Here is a 16,407-nt window from a genome sequence, read left to right as displayed (position 1 = left end):
GCCGGCCCGGTTCCCGTTACGGCCGGCCGGGCCGCGCGGGACCGGGCTCGCGCGTCCGGGGCTCAGAACATGCCGAGTTGTCCCGGGGCCGGAGCGTCCGCCGCGGCGCCGTGGGGTCGGCTCCGTACGGTGGCGGGGGCCGGCTTCCTCAGATGTCGCCAACGCGGCAGCGCGTCCAGATAGGACCAGCTCAGGCGGTGATGCGGGGTCGGCCCCAGCCGTTCCAGCGCCGCGCGGTGGGTGGGCGAGGGATAGCCGGAGTTGCGTTCGAAGGCGAAGTCGGGGTGGTCGCGGCCCAGTTCGGCGAGCCGACCGTCCCGATCCACCTTGGCGAGCACGGAGGCCGCCGCCACCGGGACACAGGACAGGTCGCCCTTGACCACGGTGCGCACGGTCCAGGGTGGGCCGAGGTAGTCGTGGCTGCCGTCGAGGATGACGGCGTCGGGCCGCTCGGGCAGGGCCTCCAGCGCGCGGATGGCGGCCAGCCGCAGGGCGGCCGTCATGCCGAGGGTGTCGATCTCCTCCGGGGAGGCGTGGCCCAGTGCGTGGGAGGTGACCCACTCTTCCAGTTGGGCGGCCATCCCGACACGGCGGGCCGGGGAGAGCAGTTTGGAGTCGGTCAGGCCGTCCGGTGGCCGGCGCAACCCGGTGACCGCCGCGCAGACGGTGACCGGGCCGGCCCACGCGCCGCGTCCGACCTCGTCGACCCCCGCCACCAGGCGGGCGCCGGTGCGGGCGCGCAGCGAACGCTCCACCCCGTGGTCGGGAACGGGTCGGGCGGTGGGCTGCCGACGGGTGGCGGATCGCGAACCGGTGGGCGCGGAACCGGCGGACCGGGTAATGGGGGAAGTCGACATGGCGTCGTCCACCCTAGGGCCCCGCCGGGGCCTCCCCGAACCCGATGCCCCTCGGGCATCCCGGTGGCCGGCGCGGTGCGGACCCGCCCCTCGGTGGAACCGACGTTCCCGGGGACGCGGGAACGTGACGGGGCGGCGCCGTGCCGGGCCCCGTGGGGCGGAGGGAACACACCGGCCCGTCCCGGACCCGGCGGGCGTCTCCCCGGTGATCGGTCCCGCCCACTGTCGTCCCGGGGCACGCCGCCACCCCGGCGGCGTCGGAGCCGCGATCCCCGCACCAGCCCCGTTCTCACACGGTCCAGGCGGGTTCCAGGTCGATCACGTCCCCGGCGAGGGCGGCCAGGTCGGCACCGGTGCCGGCGCGCAGCACCAGGCGTTCCACCCGTTCCGTTCGGTACTTGGCGCGCTCGGCGGCCGAGTCCCACATGGACAGGACGAGGAACTCCCGGTCCGCCTCCGCCTCGGCGAAGACCCCGCGGACCATGCCGGGGCTGCCGGCCATGGCGGGGTTCCAGACCTTCCGCTGCATGAGCGAGAAGTGCTCGGTGCGGTCCTCGTGGACGCGGCAGTGCGCCACCCGCAGCAGGTCCACGTCGGTGAAGCGTGGCTCGAAGCCCATCTTGACGTCGAAACGGTACTCGAAGAGCCGCACCCTTGCGTCGCGATGGGTGCCGGCCTGGGAGGAGGCCAGGCGGGCGTGGGAGCGCGCCATGAACGAGTCGTAGAGCGCGCGGCTCTCCCAGAAGCAGAAGACGTGCGCCACCTCCGGATCGCTCCGGCTCCACCCACCGCCCTGCCCGCGGAAGCCGGGCTCGCCGAGGAGTCCCGCCCACTTCCGCTGCCCCCGCTCGAAACCGGTCCGTTCGACGACGTTGCAGCGAATCCACTTGACCAGCACCGCGCCATCGTACGGCCCCGGGGGCCCGGTGGACGCCGGACGGGGGAAGCCCGACCGGCGCACGGCGGCACCGCACGCGCGCGGGGCCGGGGCACGCCGGTCGGAACCAATACCGGGGGACACGGATGCCGGGGGCGGGGGAACCGGTCTCCCGGTTCCACCGCCCCCGACGGGTCCTTCGCTTCCTCACCCCTCCCGAGGGGCCTCGGTCATCAGCTGCAACCGCTGGTGGAGCCGCAGCCCTCGCAGATGTAGCAGCTGCCGGCCCGCTGCATCTTGGTTCCGCAGGAGAAGCACAGCGGTGCGTCGGCGCTCACCCCGAGCTGCATCTCCACCAGCTCGGCGCTGGTGCGGACCTGACCGGGTGCGGCCCGATCCACCCGCACCGGCTGCGGCGGGAGCGCCGGAGAGGGGGGAACGGCGGGCGCGGCGGGGGCGGACTGGGACAGTCCCTCGACGTCCACCTCGGTGTCACCGCCCTCGTAGGAGCCGGTCTCCAGGTGGCGACGACGCTCCTCGGCGGTGTGGATGCCCAGGGCTGAACGGGTCTCGAACGGCAGGAAGTCCAGCGCGAGGCGGCGGAAGATGTAGTCGACGATCGACTGCGCCATCCGGACATCGGTGTCATCCGTCATGCCGGCCGGCTCGAAGCGCATGTTGGTGAACTTCGAGACGTAGGTCTCCAGCGGCACGCCGTACTGGAGGCCGACGGAGACGGCGATGGAGAAGGCGTCCATCATGCCCGCCAGGGTGGAGCCCTGCTTGGACATCTTCAGGAAGACCTCGCCCAGCCCGTCGTCCGGGTAGGAGTTGGCCGTCATGTAGCCCTCGGCGCCGGCGACGGTGAAAGACGTGGTGATGCCGGGACGTCCCTTCGGCAGGCGCTTGCGCACCGGGTGGTGCTCCACCGTCGCCGGTGCGGCGGGGGCGGGGGTCTGCGCGGCGGGGGCGGTCGTGACGACCGTGGTGGTGCCGCTCGCCGGGTCGGTCTTCTTCTTCGCCGACAGCGGCTGACCGACCTTGCAGTTGTCGCGGTAGATCGCCAGCGCCTTCAGCCCCAGCTTCCAGCCCTGGAAGTAGATCTCCTCGATCTCCTCCACGGTGGCGGTCTCCGGGACGTTGCAGGTCTTGGAGATGGCGCCGCTGAGGAACGGCTGGGCGGCGGCCATCATCCGCACGTGGCCCATGGCGGAGATCGAGCGCTCGCCCATGGCGCAGTCGAAGACCTCGTAGTGCTCGGTCTTCAGGCCGGGGGCGTCGGTCACCGAACCGTGCTCGGAGATGTGGGCGACGATCGCCTCGATCTGCTCGGTCGGGTAACCGAGCCGCTTGAGCGCCATCGGCACGGTGTTGTTGACGATCTGCATCGAGCCGCCGCCGACGAGCTTCTTGAACTTGACCAGCGCCAGGTCGGGCTCGATGCCGGTGGTGTCGCAGCCCATGGCCAGGCCGATGGTGCCGGTGGGGGCGAGGACACTGGCCTGCGCGTTGCGGAAGCCGTTCCTCTCCCCCAGGTTCAGCACCTCCTCCCAGGCCGCGGTGGCGGCGTTCCACACCGGGGTGTCGAGGTCGTCCATGCGGGTGGCGGCGGTGTTGGCGTCGGCGTGCTGCCGCATGACCCGCAGGTGGGCCTCGGAGTTGCGGGCGTAGCCGTCGTAGGGGCCGACGACGGCGGCCAGTTCGGCGGAGCGGCGGTAGGCGGTGCCGGTCATCAGGGAGGTGATGGCACCGGCGAGGGCGCGTCCGCCGTCGGAGTCGTAGGCGTGGCCGGTGGCCATCAGCAGGGCGCCGAGGTTGGCGTAGCCGATGCCCAGCTGGCGGAAGGCGCGGGTGTTCTCGCCGATCTTCTCGGTGGGGAAGTCCGCGAAGCAGATGGAGATGTCCATCGCCGTGATGACGAGTTCGACCACCTTGGCGAAGCGCTCGGCCTCGAAGGTCTGGATGCCCTCGCCGTCGTCGTGGAGGAACTTCATCAGGTTGAGCGAGGCGAGGTTGCAGGAGGTGTTGTCCAGGTGCATGTACTCGCTGCACGGGTTGGAGGCGCTGATGCGGCCGGACTCCGGGCAGGTGTGCCACTGGTTGATCGTGTCGTCGTACTGGATGCCGGGGTCGGCGCAGGCCCAGGCGGCCTCGGCCATCCGGCGGAAGAGCGTCTTGGCCTCGACCTCCTCGATGACCTCGCCGGTCATCCGGCCGCGCAGTCCGAACGTCGAATCGCTCTCGACGGCCCGCATGAAGTCGTCGGTGACCCGGACCGAGTTGTTGGCGTTCTGGTACTGGACGGAGGTGATGTCGTCCCCGCCGAGGTCCATGTCGAAGCCCGCGTCGCGCAGGGCGCGGATCTTCTCCTCCTCCTTGACCTTCGTCTCGATGAAGGCCTCGATGTCGGGGTGGTCGACGTCCAGCACGACCATCTTCGCGGCCCGACGGGTGGCGCCACCGGACTTGATGGTGCCGGCGGAGGCGTCGGCGCCGCGCATGAAGGAGACGGGTCCGGAGGCGTTGCCCCCGGAGGAGAGCAGTTCCTTGGAGGAGCGGATGCGGGAGAGGTTCAGGCCGGCGCCGGAGCCCCCCTTGAAGATCATCCCCTCTTCCTTGTACCAGTCCAGGATCGACTCCATGGAGTCGTCCACGGAGAGGATGAAGCAGGCGCTGACCTGCTGGGGCTGCTTGGTCCCGACGTTGAACCAGACCGGGGAGTTGAAGCTGAAGACCTGGTGCAGCAGGGCGTGGGTCAGCTCGTGGTCGAAGATCTCGGCGTCGGCCGGGGAGGCGAAGTAGCCGTGCTCCTCCCCCGCTCGGCGGTAGGTGCCCACGACCCGGTCGATCAGCTGCTTGAGGCCGGTCTCCCGCTGGGGGGTGCCGACGGCGCCGCGGAAGTACTTGCTGGTGACGATGTTGACCGCGTTCACCGACCAGAAGTCGGGGAACTCCACGCCGCGCTGCTCGAAGTTGACCGAGCCGTCGCGCCAGTTGGTCATGACGACGTCGCGCCGCTCCCAGACCACCTCCTCGTACGGGTGCACGCCGGGGGTGGTGTGGATGCGCTCCATGCGCATGCCCTTGGGGGCCGCGCCCTTGCCGCCGGACTTGGTTCCCTTGCCGCGTGAACCCCGTGCCGAACCGCTCGTCGTCTCTGTCATGCCGTCTCCCTCTTCGGACGAAACGCCCTGGTGTGCCCCGGTTCCTGCCCCGGGGCACGGATGTACTTCGATGCCGTGGCGGATGCCGCCGCGCACGGCTGCCGCCGGAGCCCGGAGCGCTCCTCGCGCCGCTCCGCCCCCGGCACCGCCGGATGGTCGATCACGCCCGCACGCCGGTGATCACACCGCGTGCCCGCCCGGGAACGGGCCGAAATGTTCCACCCGACGCCGTCCCGCGGCACCGCGGAACGGTTCGGGACGGGATCCCCGGTCAGTCGGCGCCGGCGCCCGGTCGTTCCCGGCGCAGTTCCTCGATGGCCGCCTCGAAGTCCTCGGGACCGTCGAAGGCCCGGTAGACCGAGGCGAACCGGAGGTAGGCCACCGCGTCCAGCTCCCGGAGCGGGCCGAGTATGGCCAGGCCCACGTCGTGGGCGGACAACTCGGCGCGCCCACCGGCCCGCAGTGCCTCCTCGACCTGCTGGCCGAGTCGGTCTAGGGCGTCGCCGGTGACCGGTCGCCCCTGGCACGCCTTGCGCACACCGGCGATGACCTTGTTCCGCGAAAACGGCTCCGTCACCCCGCTGCGCTTGACCACCATGAGGGCCGCCGTCTCCAGCGTCGTGAAGCGCCGGGAGCAGTCGGGGCACTGACGGCGGCGCCGGATGGTGGTGCCGTCGTCGGCCGTGCGACTGTCCACGACCCGACTGTCCGGATGACGACAGAAAGGGCAGTGCATCGCGCCCGCTCCCCTTCCGATGTGATGCCCGATGTGATGGACCCGTCGATCCGGTGGCGGACCCGGAAGGCCGACACCGGCACTTCCCCGGTGGCCCCACGGATACCGCGCGACGATTCCGCAAGGGCCGAACGGCCCCCGTGGAACACTCCCCAGCATAGGCGATCCGGGACCCGGATGAGACCTCGGAACCACTATCCCTGGGGAGTCGCGAGCCATCTAACCACTAGATCTGGGGGGATCTGGACCGACACACCGCCCCGCGCGGGGTGCCGGGGATCACTCCGACGGGCACCTCCCGCATCCGCCCCGGCCCCGACGTGCGGAGATCACCGGGCGCACCGGAACGACTGCGCGCCGGGCGACGCGCGGGCGGGGCGGATCCGTGCGGGATCCCCGCGCCCGGCCCCACCGGGCGCCCTCGAGCCCCCTCGGGTGCCACCGAATGCCACCGGGCGCCACCGTCATCGGCGACCGACCGGGCCCCGGGGGTCATGGGCGACGACCGGGGCGAGAATACGCCGGCCCGACCCCGACTCCACCCCCCGGGTCCGGCCCCGAACGACCCTCGCGGGCCCCACCCGGTCGGACCCCGCCGACTTCCTCCCCACCACGCTCCCCCGCGCACCCGCGCACCCCGGCCCGAAGGTCGTTCCGGCCGGAATCCACCGGAAAAACGGAATTCCTTACACCGCCGGGCATGATCTCTTCAGCGGAATCGTCATATTTCACTCGAACGTGTGTTTGGCGCAACCTTTCGATACCCCATAGCGTTGACCGGCCAGGGAGTACGCACGAGAGGGGCGACATGACCACCGCAGCAGAGAACACCATCGCCGCGCCACCGGGACCGGGTCGTGCGGGGGAGGCTCCCGCCGGACGGTCCCTTCCCGGTCGTCCGCCGGGTATTCGGGCGGACAGCAGCGGACTGACCGAGCGCCAGCGGCGCGTCATCGAGGTCATCCGCGATTCCGTCCAGCGCCGGGGCTACCCGCCCTCCATGCGGGAGATCGGGCAGGCCGTCGGGCTCTCCAGCACCTCCTCGGTCGCCCATCAGCTGATGGCCCTGGAGCGCAAGGGCTTCCTGCGCCGGGACCCGCACCGGCCCCGCGCCTATGAGGTGCGCGGCGCCGAGACCCCCGCCCCGCAGCCCTCGGACACCTCCGGCAGGCCCGCCGCCTCCTACGTGCCGCTGGTGGGACGCATCGCCGCGGGCGGGCCGATCCTGGCCGAGGAGTCGGTGGAGGACGTCTTCCCCCTGCCCCGCCAGTTGGTGGGCGACGGGGAGCTGTTCGTCCTCAAGGTCGTCGGTGACTCGATGATCGAGGCCGCCATCTGTGACGGCGACTGGGTCACCGTCCGGCGCCAGCCGGTGGCGGAGAACGGCGACATCGTCGCCGCCATGATCGACGGGGAGGCCACCGTCAAGCGGTTCAAGCGGGAGAACGGCCAGGTGTGGCTGCTCCCCCAGAACCCGGCCTACCAGCCCATCGCCGCGGAGAGCGCGACCATACTGGGCAAGGTCGTCGCGGTGATGCGCCGCGTCTGAGTCCGGTCACGGCGCGGCGGGGTGGTGGTATCCACCGCCCGGAGCCGCGTGCCGCCCGGCGGGGCGGCATCGGCCGGGCTCGCGCCGGGTCGTGCGGTGGGACCGCGCACGCACAGGGGGATCGCACCGGACCGCACGGGTCGGCGGTCCGGTAGTCCCCTTCGACCGCCCCGGGGGTGCGCGCCGGGGAGGCCGGTGCCGTGCGCCCCGTCGACGGTCGCCCGGCGGGCAGCGGCTGCCGGACACCGGGCAACGGGTGGTGATGGGAAGCGGCCGGCCGGAGCCGGTCGTCGGGGACCGGCTGGAACCGGCTGGGAGCCACCACCCCAATCACCGGGAACGGGTTCACCCACCGGGGTTTCCCCGACCGTATGGGCCCTCGGCACCGGCCTCCCCGGCGCATCCCCGACCCCTGTTCGGTATTTCTCCCCGGCACCGGGACGACCCGGGGGCGCGGGCCCCGTCCCCGGGGGCCGATCCCGGGTCGCCCCGACCGTGTTCGGCAGCGGGTGCCCCGGGGCGCCCCGGGCCGGGCGCCGGCCGAAGCCGCACCGGGGCTCCCCGGATCAGGCGTCCTTCGCCGCCCCCTCCTTCGCCGCCGCGTCGATCGCCGCCAACGAGCGCCGCACCCGGGCCCCGTCGTGCGTGTACCAGAAGTCCGGCATCGAGGCCCGCAGGAAGCTCCCGTACCGCGACCGGGCGAGCCGGGAGTCCAGTACCGCCACCACCCCCCGGTCGCCGGCGGCCCGGACCAGCCGTCCGGCGCCCTGCGCCATCAGCAGCGCCGCGTGGGTGGCCGCCACCGCCATGAAACCGTTGCCCCCGGCCTCCTCCACGGCCTTCTGCCGCGCCCCGGTCAGCGGGTCGTCCGGGCGGGGGAAGGGAATGCGGTCCATGACCACCAACTGGCAGGCGGGCCCCGGCACGTCCACCCCCTGCCACAGCGACAGGGTGCCGAACAGGCAGGTCTCCGGGTCGTCCGCGAAGGTCTTGATCAACTCGCCCAGCGTCTCCTCGCCCTGGAGCAGGATCGGGTGCGGCAACCGGCCCCGCAGCTCCTCCGCGGCCGCCCGGGCCGCCCGCATGGAGGAGAAGAGTCCCAGCGTGCGCCCCCCGGCGGCGTCGATCAACCCGGCCAGTTCGGTCATCATGTCCGGCCGGGCGGGCTCGCGGCCCGGGGGGTCCAGGTGCCGGGCGACGTACAGGATGCCCTGGCGCCGGTAGTCGAACGGGGAACCGACATCCAGGCCCCGCCACGGCGGGTCCTCCGGTCCCTGCCGCGCCTCCGGGGGCAGCCCGAGCGAGGCGGCCACCCCGTCGAAGTCCCCGCCCAGCTTGAGGGTGGCGGAGGTGAGCACCACCGAGCGCTCGGCGAACAACTTCTCCCTCAACAGCCCGGAGACGGTCATCGGGGCCACCCGCAGCGACGCCCCGTACCGCTCGTGGCGCTCGTACCAGACCACGTCGTACTCCGAGCCCTCCAGCACCCGCTCGGCGACGGTGTGCACGGTCTCCACGGAGGCCAGTGCCTGCCGCCGGACGGCGTCCTCCTGCTCCACCGAGGCGTCCCGGGTGCCGCCCAGGGCGGTGATGACGGTGCGCGAGGCGTCCCGCAGCAGGGCCAGGGCGTGCCGCAGGTCCTCCGGGATCTCCTCCAGACGTCCGGGCAGGGCCAGTTCCATGAGTGCCTCGAAGCCGTCGGAGGCGTTCTGCAGGGCGTCCGCGGCCTTCTCGTCGACCAGTTTCGCCGCGCGACGGACAGCCCTGGAGACCGAGGCGGGGGTCAGTTCGCCGGTGGCCACGCCGGTGGCCCGGGAGACCAGCTCGTGGGCCTCGTCCACCACGAGCACGTCGTGACCGGGCAGGATCGAGGCGTCCTCCAGGGTGTCGATGGACAGCAGCGCGTGGTTGGTGACGATCACCTCGGCGAGGCGGGCGCGTTCCCGGGCGGCCTCGGCGAAGCACTCCGCGCCGTAGGCGCAGCGGGTGGCGCCGAGGCACTCGCGGGAGGAGACCGACATCTGCGCCCAGGCGCGGTCGGAGACACCGGGGCTCAGACCGTCGCGGTCGCCGGTCTCCGTCTCGTCCGCCCAGTCCCGCAGCCGCAGCAGGTCCTTGCCGAGTTTGCTGCTCGCCCCGCCGGAGGAGGCGACGGCCTCGAAGGGGTCGAACAGACCCTCTTCCTCCTCCTGCGGCACGCCCTCGTGGAGGCGGTGCAGGCACAGGTAGTTGGAACGCCCCTTGAGGGTGGCGAACTCGGCCCGGCGCCCCAGCAGGGGCCGCAGCGCCTCGGTGACCCGGGGCAGGTCCCGCTCGGTGAGCTGCCGCTGGAGGGCGAGGGTGGCGGTGGCGATGACCGCGCGCTCGGCCCGGGCCAGGACGGGCACCAGGTAGCCCATCGACTTGCCGGTACCGGTGCCGGCCTGCACCAACAGGTGGGTGTCCTCCTCGACGGCCGTGGCGACGGCCTCCGCCATCGCCACCTGGCCGGGTCGCTCGGTGCCCCCGATGGCACCGACCGCTGCGTGCAGGAGTTCTGGGATGGCGGGACCGCCCGAAGGTGCGCTCATAGCGCAGACACCCTACGCGCTCCCTCCGACACCCGACGCGGCCCGGTGGGGTCGGCCGACGGATCCGGCCGGCCCGGGGTGACCGGGCGCCGGACGGCGCCCGGTCACCCGTTCACTCGAGCGGGGGAGGTGAGTGCAGCGGGTTGACGACCGTGCCGTGCACGGCGGCGTGCGGGCGTTCCGACCGGTCCCGGTAACCGTCCAGATGGAGCCGGTTGCGGTTCAGGCACAACCGGTCCGGGTGCGGGGAGAGCAGGTCGAATGTCTCGAAACGCCGCTTCAGCTCGGGGAATCGGTACTGATACCGCAGGATCTCCGCGCGCACCAGCGCCCAGAACCGTCCCTCGGGCACGCCCAGGTGCTCCGCGCACACCGGCGCGAGGTAGCGGAAGACCCCGATGAACAGGCCGGAGTGGATGAACTGGGGCAGGAAGGAGGCCGGCTCGGTCAACAGGATCCGGGCGACCTCCTCCGGTATGCCGTCCCGTTCGGGGATCGGCTCCTCGCTGAGGTTCACGTCGTCGACGAAGTCCTTGACCGCCAGCCGGGTCGGGACGTCGTCGGTGTCGAAGAGCACCACCGCGTTCTCACCGTGCGGGGAGAACACCGTGCCGTAGCGGTACAGGAAGTGCAACAACGGCGGCAGCAGGGCGGAGAACAGCCGGGACAACCACTCCTCGGCGTCCAGTCCGGAGCGCCCCACCAGCTCGGTGACCAGCGCGCGGCCGTCCGCGCCCACGGTCGGCAGCGCGGCGAGGGTACGGGCCCGCTCCCCGGGGTCCAGGTGGGCGGCGATCGGCTCGCGCCAGATGCAGCCGAGCAGTTCCCGGTACTGGTAGGGCACGGCGGGAAGACCGTCGTACAGCGGGTGGGGGACGGTGACCGAGGCCGTCTCACCGAGCAACACCACCCGGGTCTCCTCCGCCAGGAAGGGATCGGCGTCGCGCAGACCCAGCATCCAGTCGGTCACGGCCGGGGCGGCGAGGGTGCGTTCGGTGGGCAGACCGCGCCACACCAGCGTGTTCAGCACCGACAGGGGGAGCTTGACCCCGCGTCGCTCCGGGCGGTCGAGGTTGACGAAGGTCCGGATGGACTGCTGGGGCAGGCGCCGGTCGCCGTCGGTGGGCAGCGGGATGAGGGTGCCCTCGGCGACCTCGCGGGCGAAGAGGGTGGCGATGGTGTTGTCCCACTGCCAGGGGTGCACCGGCAGCCACAGGTAGTCGTCGGGGTCGCGGCCCCGGTCGGCGACGGTGCGGGCGAAGGTCTCCCGCACCTCCGGGTCCAGCTCCCGCTCATAGAGCGTGCGGGCGTCCGCGAGGGCCGGCACGCCCCGATACCGCGCCAGGTCGCGGTGGGCGGCGAGCCAGGGCAGTCGGGACGGAACCCGGGCCTCGGGGGCCCACCGGCCGGCGTCGGAGGCGGAGAAGCCGATCCGTCCCTTGTTGGCGACCAGCCAGGGGTGGCCGCTCTGGTGGCCCTCCAATTCGGCGTACCCCAGGTCGGCGAGGGCCGCCGCGTCGATCGCCCGGGTCGCCAGCACGGTATCGGCGGCCAGAGTGGCGGTCAGTTCGCGTATGAGGTGGCCGGTGGTGTCCCCGGTCAGCCCGAGCAGTTCCTCCCCGGCGAGGGCCACGAACCGCAGCGGGTCGGCGTCGGGCGTGATGGAGTCGGGGGCGACCTGCCAGTGGCCGTAGGCCCAGCGGCGGGCCCGGAAGTGGTAGCACAGGTCGGGACCGACGGGCAGGCGGTAGGCGCGCTCCGGCGGCAGGGGCGGGGCGGCGGTGTCCACCGAGGTGCCGGAGGCGTCGGCCGTGGCGGCCGGGACGGGGGCGACGGCGCGACTCCCGTCGGTGTGCGCGGCGCCGGGGGTTACGGCGTCGTCGGTGTCGTCCGTGTCATCGGGGAGGGGAGTGATGACCTCTTCGTAGGCGAACTCGGCGAGCAGCTTGGCGAAGAGGGTCCGGGAGGCGCGCTCCCAGTCGGCGGGACCGCCGGCCGGTGGGACGGGGGGGTTCGACGGACCGGCGGGGGTGTCCGGGGGCAAGGGAGCTCCTTCGGCGGAACGGATGGTGAGGGGTCCCCGGTACGGCCCGGGCCGGGCCGTACCGGGGGATGGGATCGCCGGTCCCGCCGCCCCGGCACCGACCGATGGGACGGACTGCGACGGGCCGGGAACGGCGGGGAGCGACGGGGTGGGGCCGGGGCGGCCGGTGGACGGGGCCGGCGGAAAACGACGTGCGGTTCCTCCCGGTCAGGGGGATCCGCCGTCGCCGTCCACCGGCCGTTCCAGCATCATGAGGGCCGCGAGCTTGTCGGGGAGGCGAATCTCCCGGTCGAGGCGGAAACCCGCCCGTCGGAAGGCCGCCACCGACGGGCCGTTGCGCACGTCGGGTTCGGCGAGCACCCGTGAACACCTCGGGCGCCGGCTCAGGATCAGCTCGGCCACTCCCCGCAACAGCGCCGTGCCGGTACCCCGTCCCCGATACCGGGACGGGCCGATGAGCAGGTGCACGCCGGTGTCGTGCGGGCGGACGGGACAGTGCCGGGCGAGCGGGTCCAGGTCCGCGCGGTAGATCTCCCAGTAGCTCATCGGCTCCCCGTCGAGGACTCCGAGGCAGGGCACGCTGCGGCCGTCGCCCTCCAGTTGGGGGCGCAGGTGCTCCAGGAGTCGGCCGGGGGGACCGGCCAGCTCCCAGAACTCGTCCACCACGGGGTCGTTCATCCAGGCCGCCAGCATGCCCAGATCCCGTTCGGGACGCACCGGCACCAGGTGCAGGACCCCGACATCGGTGGTGACCGGGCCCCAGTCGACGGGGTCGTCCAGGAGTTCCGAACGGCCGACGGTGGGTGCCGTACCGACCCCCGCGCCCACCGGGTCGGGGAGGATTCCGGACAGCGACAGGTCGACGGTGTCCGCCTCCTCGGACCGGACGTCCCCGGCGACGGAAGCGGGACGGGGGTCGCTCACGGCCGTTCCCCCTCCCCCGCGCCGGCCGACACCCCGACCAGCGGGTTGCGCCACGGCACGTACACCGACTGGCCGTCCACCGGGCCCTCCAACTCGTCCATGTCGTGCACCCGGGTCAGCAGGTTGGCCTTGCACGGCAGCGGGTCCAGCTCCAGCAGACGCGACGCGGCAGTGGAGGCGGGACGGTCCCCTTCCGGCCGGGCCCACCCCCGCAGGAAGTCGGCCACCAGGCCCAGCGCCCGGTCCTCGTCCAACAACCGCTGCGCCCCCATCGCCCCCACCAGCCCCAGGACGTGGTTGATGCCGAGGTAGTAGGAGAAACGCTCGTCGGTCACGGCGTCGGTGACGAAGGTGTCGGACTCCACCCCGACGCCCGGCAGCAGTCGGTCCAATTCTTTGCGCCGGGACTCGCGGAAGTAGTACCCCTGGTTGTCGCGGTACCAGCCGCCGTCGGGGAAACCCTCGGCGTCCAGGCGGACGAGGGTGTTCTGCTGGTGCGCCTCCAGCGCGACGCCGACCACCGCGTCCAGCCACAGCACGGGGGCGACCACCGTCCGCAGGTGGCGGACCAGCCAGTCGGCCGCCGCGTCGGCGATCGGTCGCCCGGTCCGGGCGGCGGCCTCCTCCAGGATCACCCCCAGCCGGGAGCGCAGTTCACCGGCCGGGCGGCCGGGCCACGGGCGGGGTGCCAGCAGCCCGGCGAGGCAGGCCACGTCCTGCCCGGAGCCGAACGGGTTGAGGCGCAGGGCGGTGTCCAGGCCGGTGATCGGCGTCCCCTCGGGGGTGTCCACGCCCAGCCAGGCGGGGTCGCGCAGCACGTCGAACCCTGAGCCCTCCTCCGTCGCGGCCCGCCAGCGGGCCGCCGCGCCGGCCTCCAGCAGGTCGTGTACCTCACGTCCGCGCAGCATCTCCTTGCGGAGGTTCTCCCGGCGGGAGTTGGTGATCCGCAGCCCGAGGGAGAGCTTGAGCATCACGGGGGCGTCGGCGCGGAAGACCGTGCGCACGGAGGAGGTGGGGAACCAGGGCGCCCCGTGCGGTCCCAGGTCGTGCAGCAGCCCGGCCTCCATCAGGGCGGCCGCCTCGGGGCGGCTCGGCAGGTCCCGGGCCTGCCAGGGGTGCAGGGGCAGCGGGACCGTACCGGGCGGCGCGTCCGGCAGGGTGCCGACCAGCCGCCGGACGATCTCCTCGGCCGGCAGGACACGACCGCTCTCCTCCAGGGAGGAACCGGAGGCGAACACCTTGGGATCGACGGCGAACCAGTGCAGGCGGAAGGAGCCGCGCAGCTCCGGCGAACAGGCCACCGCCTCGTGCCCCGTCAGCCCCTCCCGGCTCTTGGGGGTGGGGTGCAACGGGTGTCCGAGCACCAGGGCCTGTTCGGCGTCGAGGAAGGGCGGGGTGTCGGGGGGCGGGGCCGGGGCGGCCCGGCGGGCCGTCAGGTACGCGGCGACCCGGCGGGCGGAGTCGGCGACTCTGCCGACGAGTTCGGTCGCGGCGGCCGGCCCGGGCACCCGACCCCCCGTCCCCTCCGCCGCGCGGTGCGCGGCCTCGCGGGCCAGCAGCGCGGCGAGGGTCACCGCGTCGGGTGCGGCGACGGCCTCCGGCAGGCCCTCCAGGAGGGGCGTGCCGAACCGGTGGTGGCCCGTGGGCGACCGGTGGGTGATCGGCACCCGCAGGGTCGCGCCGGTGGCCGCCAGCGGCAGCGCCAACTCCACGCCCGGGTCGGTCGATCCGCTCCCCGGCACACCGTCCGGAAGTGTCTCGCGCAGCCAGCAGCGCAGCAGGTTCTCCACGGCGGCGGCGTCCGCCGCCCGGTCGGCCTCGGGATGTTCCAACCGGTCCCGGGACACCTCGTCGTTCCCCGGGGTGGTGCCGGTCCCGACCTCCGGCGAACTGGCGGGCCGCGGAAGATCGGTGGTCCGTCCGGCGGGGCGGGGGTGTGGGGTCATGGGTCTGCGGCGTCCCGGAACCGGTGGCGGGACGCCTCCCTCCTTCGCGAAGCGGTGGCCGGGTCCGTGCGGACGCCGGTCCGGGGTCCCCGGCCGGGAACCCGCGTGTGACATTCCTCCCCCGCTCTCACCCATGACAGACGGGTGAAACCGATCACTCCCCGGAAGAACCCGATCGGGTGGACCCCGGAACGCGGAACTTCCCCCGCAATCGCCGGGAACCGGACACCCCGCCGGCGCCGTCCCTCACCACACCGGCATAGTGGGGGGCGCCCCGGCACCCGGGTGAAGCGGAACGGACCGCGGAGGCCGCGTCCCGCGGCGGGACCGTCCGGACAACCGAAGATCGGCACGGCACACGGAAACACCTCAGGGGGAGTTCACCCATGGCAAGGATTGGCGGGCGGTCCACGGGTCGCCGTCGGGGCGCGATCGCGACCACGGCGGCGACCGTTCTGCTCCTCGGGCTCACGGCCTGCGGCCCGGACGACACGGACGACAACGCGGGCGGGGACGAGGCGAAGAACCCCGCCGAGAGCATCCCGCGCGAGGATCGGCTGCGCGAACTGCTCGACAGCCTCCCCGTCGAGATCGACCCCGAACTCTGGGAACAGGGCGAGTGGGCGAACTGGGACTCGGACACCTGGATGCGCGAGGCCGGTCAGTACATCAGCGTCATCATCGAGGACTTCTGGGACGCCGACCGGATGCGCGAGGCGCTGGACCGGGAGAGGGCCGTCGGCCCGGACGAGATCGACGAGCCGGCCACCCCCGAGCCCGAGGCCCCCGCCGACAACCCCGACGCCGACCGGGGCATCACCGACCCGCAGCCCGCCGTGGTGGACGCCCTCCCGGCGGCGACGCCGTACAGCGCCAACAGCCCGGCCATCGGCAAGGTGTTCATGGACACCCCGGCCGGGACCATGGTCTGTTCCGGCGCCGTGGTCACCGACCCCGACAACCCGGGGCGCTCGAACCTGGTGGCCACCGCCGGCCACTGCGTGCACGCGGGCCGGGACGGCGGCTGGTTCCGCAACATCATCTTCGTCCCCGCCTACAACGACCGGGGTGAGAGCCTGGCCGCGAACCCGGACCCGGAGTTCGAGGAACTCGCCCCCTACGGCACCTTCTGGGCCGAACTGGTCGCCACCACCGACTACTGGGTGGAGCAGGGCACCGAGGAGGGCGGCAACGGCGCCCACCAGGACTTCGCGATGATGCGCCTGGTCGCCGAGGACGGCAGCGGTCGTTCTCTGGAGGAGACCGTCGGCGCGGCCTACGACATCTCCTTCGACGCCCCGGCCGTCTCCGGCATCGGCGGGATCGACGTCATCGGCTACCCGGCCGCCGACCCCTACGACGGGCAGGGCCTGTTCGTCTGCTCCGACGAGCCGGGCCGGCTGTCCCTGGACGCCGCCGAGCCGGTCATGTACCGGGTCGGCTGCACCATGACCGGTGGTTCCTCCGGAGGCCCGTGGCTGACCGCCGGGGCGAACGGCGCGCAGGAGCTGGTCTCCGTCACCTCCATCGGCCCGTTCGACAGCACCTGGCTGGCCGGACCGCGCCTGGAGACCGAGGCGCGCGAGGTCTTCGACGAGATCCGCGCCGGCTGAGCGGGCCTCTCCCCGCCGGCACCATCCGAACACGGCCGAGGCGCCACACCCCCCCCGGGGGGAGGCGCCACGGCCCAGCGGGCCCGCAACATCATCTTCGTCCCCGCCTACAACGACCGGGGTGAGG

General features: G+C 73.1%; 10 protein-coding genes. 2 read left to right on the top strand and 8 right to left on the bottom strand.

All coding sequences use genetic code 11. The features are described 5' to 3' along the window. Positions 1-62 precede the first annotated feature (62 nt). From LZF96_RS14110 to nrdR, 4 genes are all read right to left on the bottom strand, one after another. On the bottom strand, positions 63-857 hold the full coding sequence (locus tag LZF96_RS14110) for a ribonuclease HII (protein WP_233871214.1): 795 nt from the start codon (positions 855-857) through the stop codon (positions 63-65). A gap of 289 nt (positions 858-1,146) precedes the next feature. Beyond that, the gene (locus LZF96_RS14105; protein WP_233871211.1) at positions 1,147-1,755 is read right to left on the bottom strand and encodes a YdbC family protein; all 609 of its coding nucleotides are present in this window, start codon (positions 1,753-1,755) and stop codon (positions 1,147-1,149) included. A gap of 212 nt (positions 1,756-1,967) precedes the next feature. Next, the gene (locus LZF96_RS14100; RefSeq protein WP_233871208.1) at positions 1,968-4,898 is read right to left on the bottom strand and encodes a vitamin B12-dependent ribonucleotide reductase; all 2,931 of its coding nucleotides are present in this window, start codon (positions 4,896-4,898) and stop codon (positions 1,968-1,970) included. Positions 4,899-5,169: 271 nt separating this feature from the next. Then, positions 5,170-5,634, bottom strand: a complete 465-nt coding sequence (gene nrdR / locus LZF96_RS14095) for a transcriptional regulator NrdR (protein WP_233871205.1) — start codon at positions 5,632-5,634, stop codon at positions 5,170-5,172. A gap of 808 nt (positions 5,635-6,442) precedes the next feature. On the opposite strand from nrdR, the gene lexA reads away from it, so the two are divergent. Continuing rightward, positions 6,443-7,183, top strand: coding sequence for a transcriptional repressor LexA (gene lexA / locus LZF96_RS14090; RefSeq protein ID WP_233871202.1), 741 nt, complete (start codon positions 6,443-6,445; stop codon positions 7,181-7,183). A gap of 566 nt (positions 7,184-7,749) precedes the next feature. On the opposite strand, the gene LZF96_RS14085 is transcribed toward lexA, so the two are convergent. From LZF96_RS14085 to LZF96_RS14070, 4 genes are all read right to left on the bottom strand, one after another. Continuing rightward, the gene (locus LZF96_RS14085; protein WP_233871200.1) at positions 7,750-9,753 is read right to left on the bottom strand and encodes an ATP-dependent DNA helicase; all 2,004 of its coding nucleotides are present in this window, start codon (positions 9,751-9,753) and stop codon (positions 7,750-7,752) included. 112 nt (positions 9,754-9,865) lie between these two features. Further along, positions 9,866-11,797 carry an IucA/IucC family siderophore biosynthesis protein gene (locus LZF96_RS14080; RefSeq protein WP_374203228.1) on the bottom strand — a complete coding sequence of 644 codons (1,932 nt, stop codon included), beginning with the start codon at positions 11,795-11,797 and terminating at the stop codon, positions 9,866-9,868. Between the two features lie 207 nt (positions 11,798-12,004). Further along, on the bottom strand, positions 12,005-12,721 hold the full coding sequence (locus LZF96_RS14075) for a GNAT family N-acetyltransferase (RefSeq protein ID WP_308294202.1): 717 nt from the start codon (positions 12,719-12,721) through the stop codon (positions 12,005-12,007). Beyond that, positions 12,718-14,667, bottom strand: coding sequence for an IucA/IucC family siderophore biosynthesis protein (locus LZF96_RS14070; RefSeq protein ID WP_233871194.1), 1,950 nt, complete (start codon positions 14,665-14,667; stop codon positions 12,718-12,720). The genes LZF96_RS14075 and LZF96_RS14070 overlap by 4 nt, the downstream gene beginning before the upstream one ends. A 386-nt stretch (positions 14,668-15,053) precedes the next feature. Between LZF96_RS14070 and LZF96_RS14065 the strand changes: the two genes are divergently transcribed. Further along, positions 15,054-16,280, top strand: a complete 1,227-nt coding sequence (locus LZF96_RS14065; RefSeq protein ID WP_233871191.1) for a serine protease — start codon at positions 15,054-15,056, stop codon at positions 16,278-16,280. The last annotated feature ends 127 nt before the right edge of the window (positions 16,281-16,407 follow it).

The organism is Streptomyces sp. ST2-7A (assembly GCF_021390475.1).
Classification (GTDB): Bacteria; Actinomycetota; Actinomycetes; order Streptomycetales; family Streptomycetaceae; genus Streptomyces.
The sequence above is the reverse complement of the archived record's forward strand: the minus strand, read 5'-3'. Positions and strand labels throughout refer to the sequence as shown.

What these genes read in the sequence shown, in the direction of transcription:
- LZF96_RS14085 (WP_233871200.1), bottom strand. Translation starts at nt 9,753, where the DNA reads ATGAGCGCACCTTCGGGCGGTCCCGCCATCCCAGAACTCCTGCACGCA.
- LZF96_RS14110 (WP_233871214.1), bottom strand. Translation starts at nt 857, where the DNA reads ATGTCGACTTCCCCCATTACCCGGTCCGCCGGTTCCGCGCCCACCGGT.
- lexA (WP_233871202.1), top strand. Translation starts at nt 6,443, where the DNA reads ATGACCACCGCAGCAGAGAACACCATCGCCGCGCCACCGGGACCGGGT.
- nrdR (WP_233871205.1), bottom strand. Translation starts at nt 5,634, where the DNA reads ATGCACTGCCCTTTCTGTCGTCATCCGGACAGTCGGGTCGTGGACAGT.
- LZF96_RS14065 (WP_233871191.1), top strand. Translation starts at nt 15,054, where the DNA reads ATGGCAAGGATTGGCGGGCGGTCCACGGGTCGCCGTCGGGGCGCGATC.
- LZF96_RS14100 (WP_233871208.1), bottom strand. Translation starts at nt 4,898, where the DNA reads ATGACAGAGACGACGAGCGGTTCGGCACGGGGTTCACGCGGCAAGGGA.
- LZF96_RS14070 (WP_233871194.1), bottom strand. Translation starts at nt 14,667, where the DNA reads ATGACCCCACACCCCCGCCCCGCCGGACGGACCACCGATCTTCCGCGG.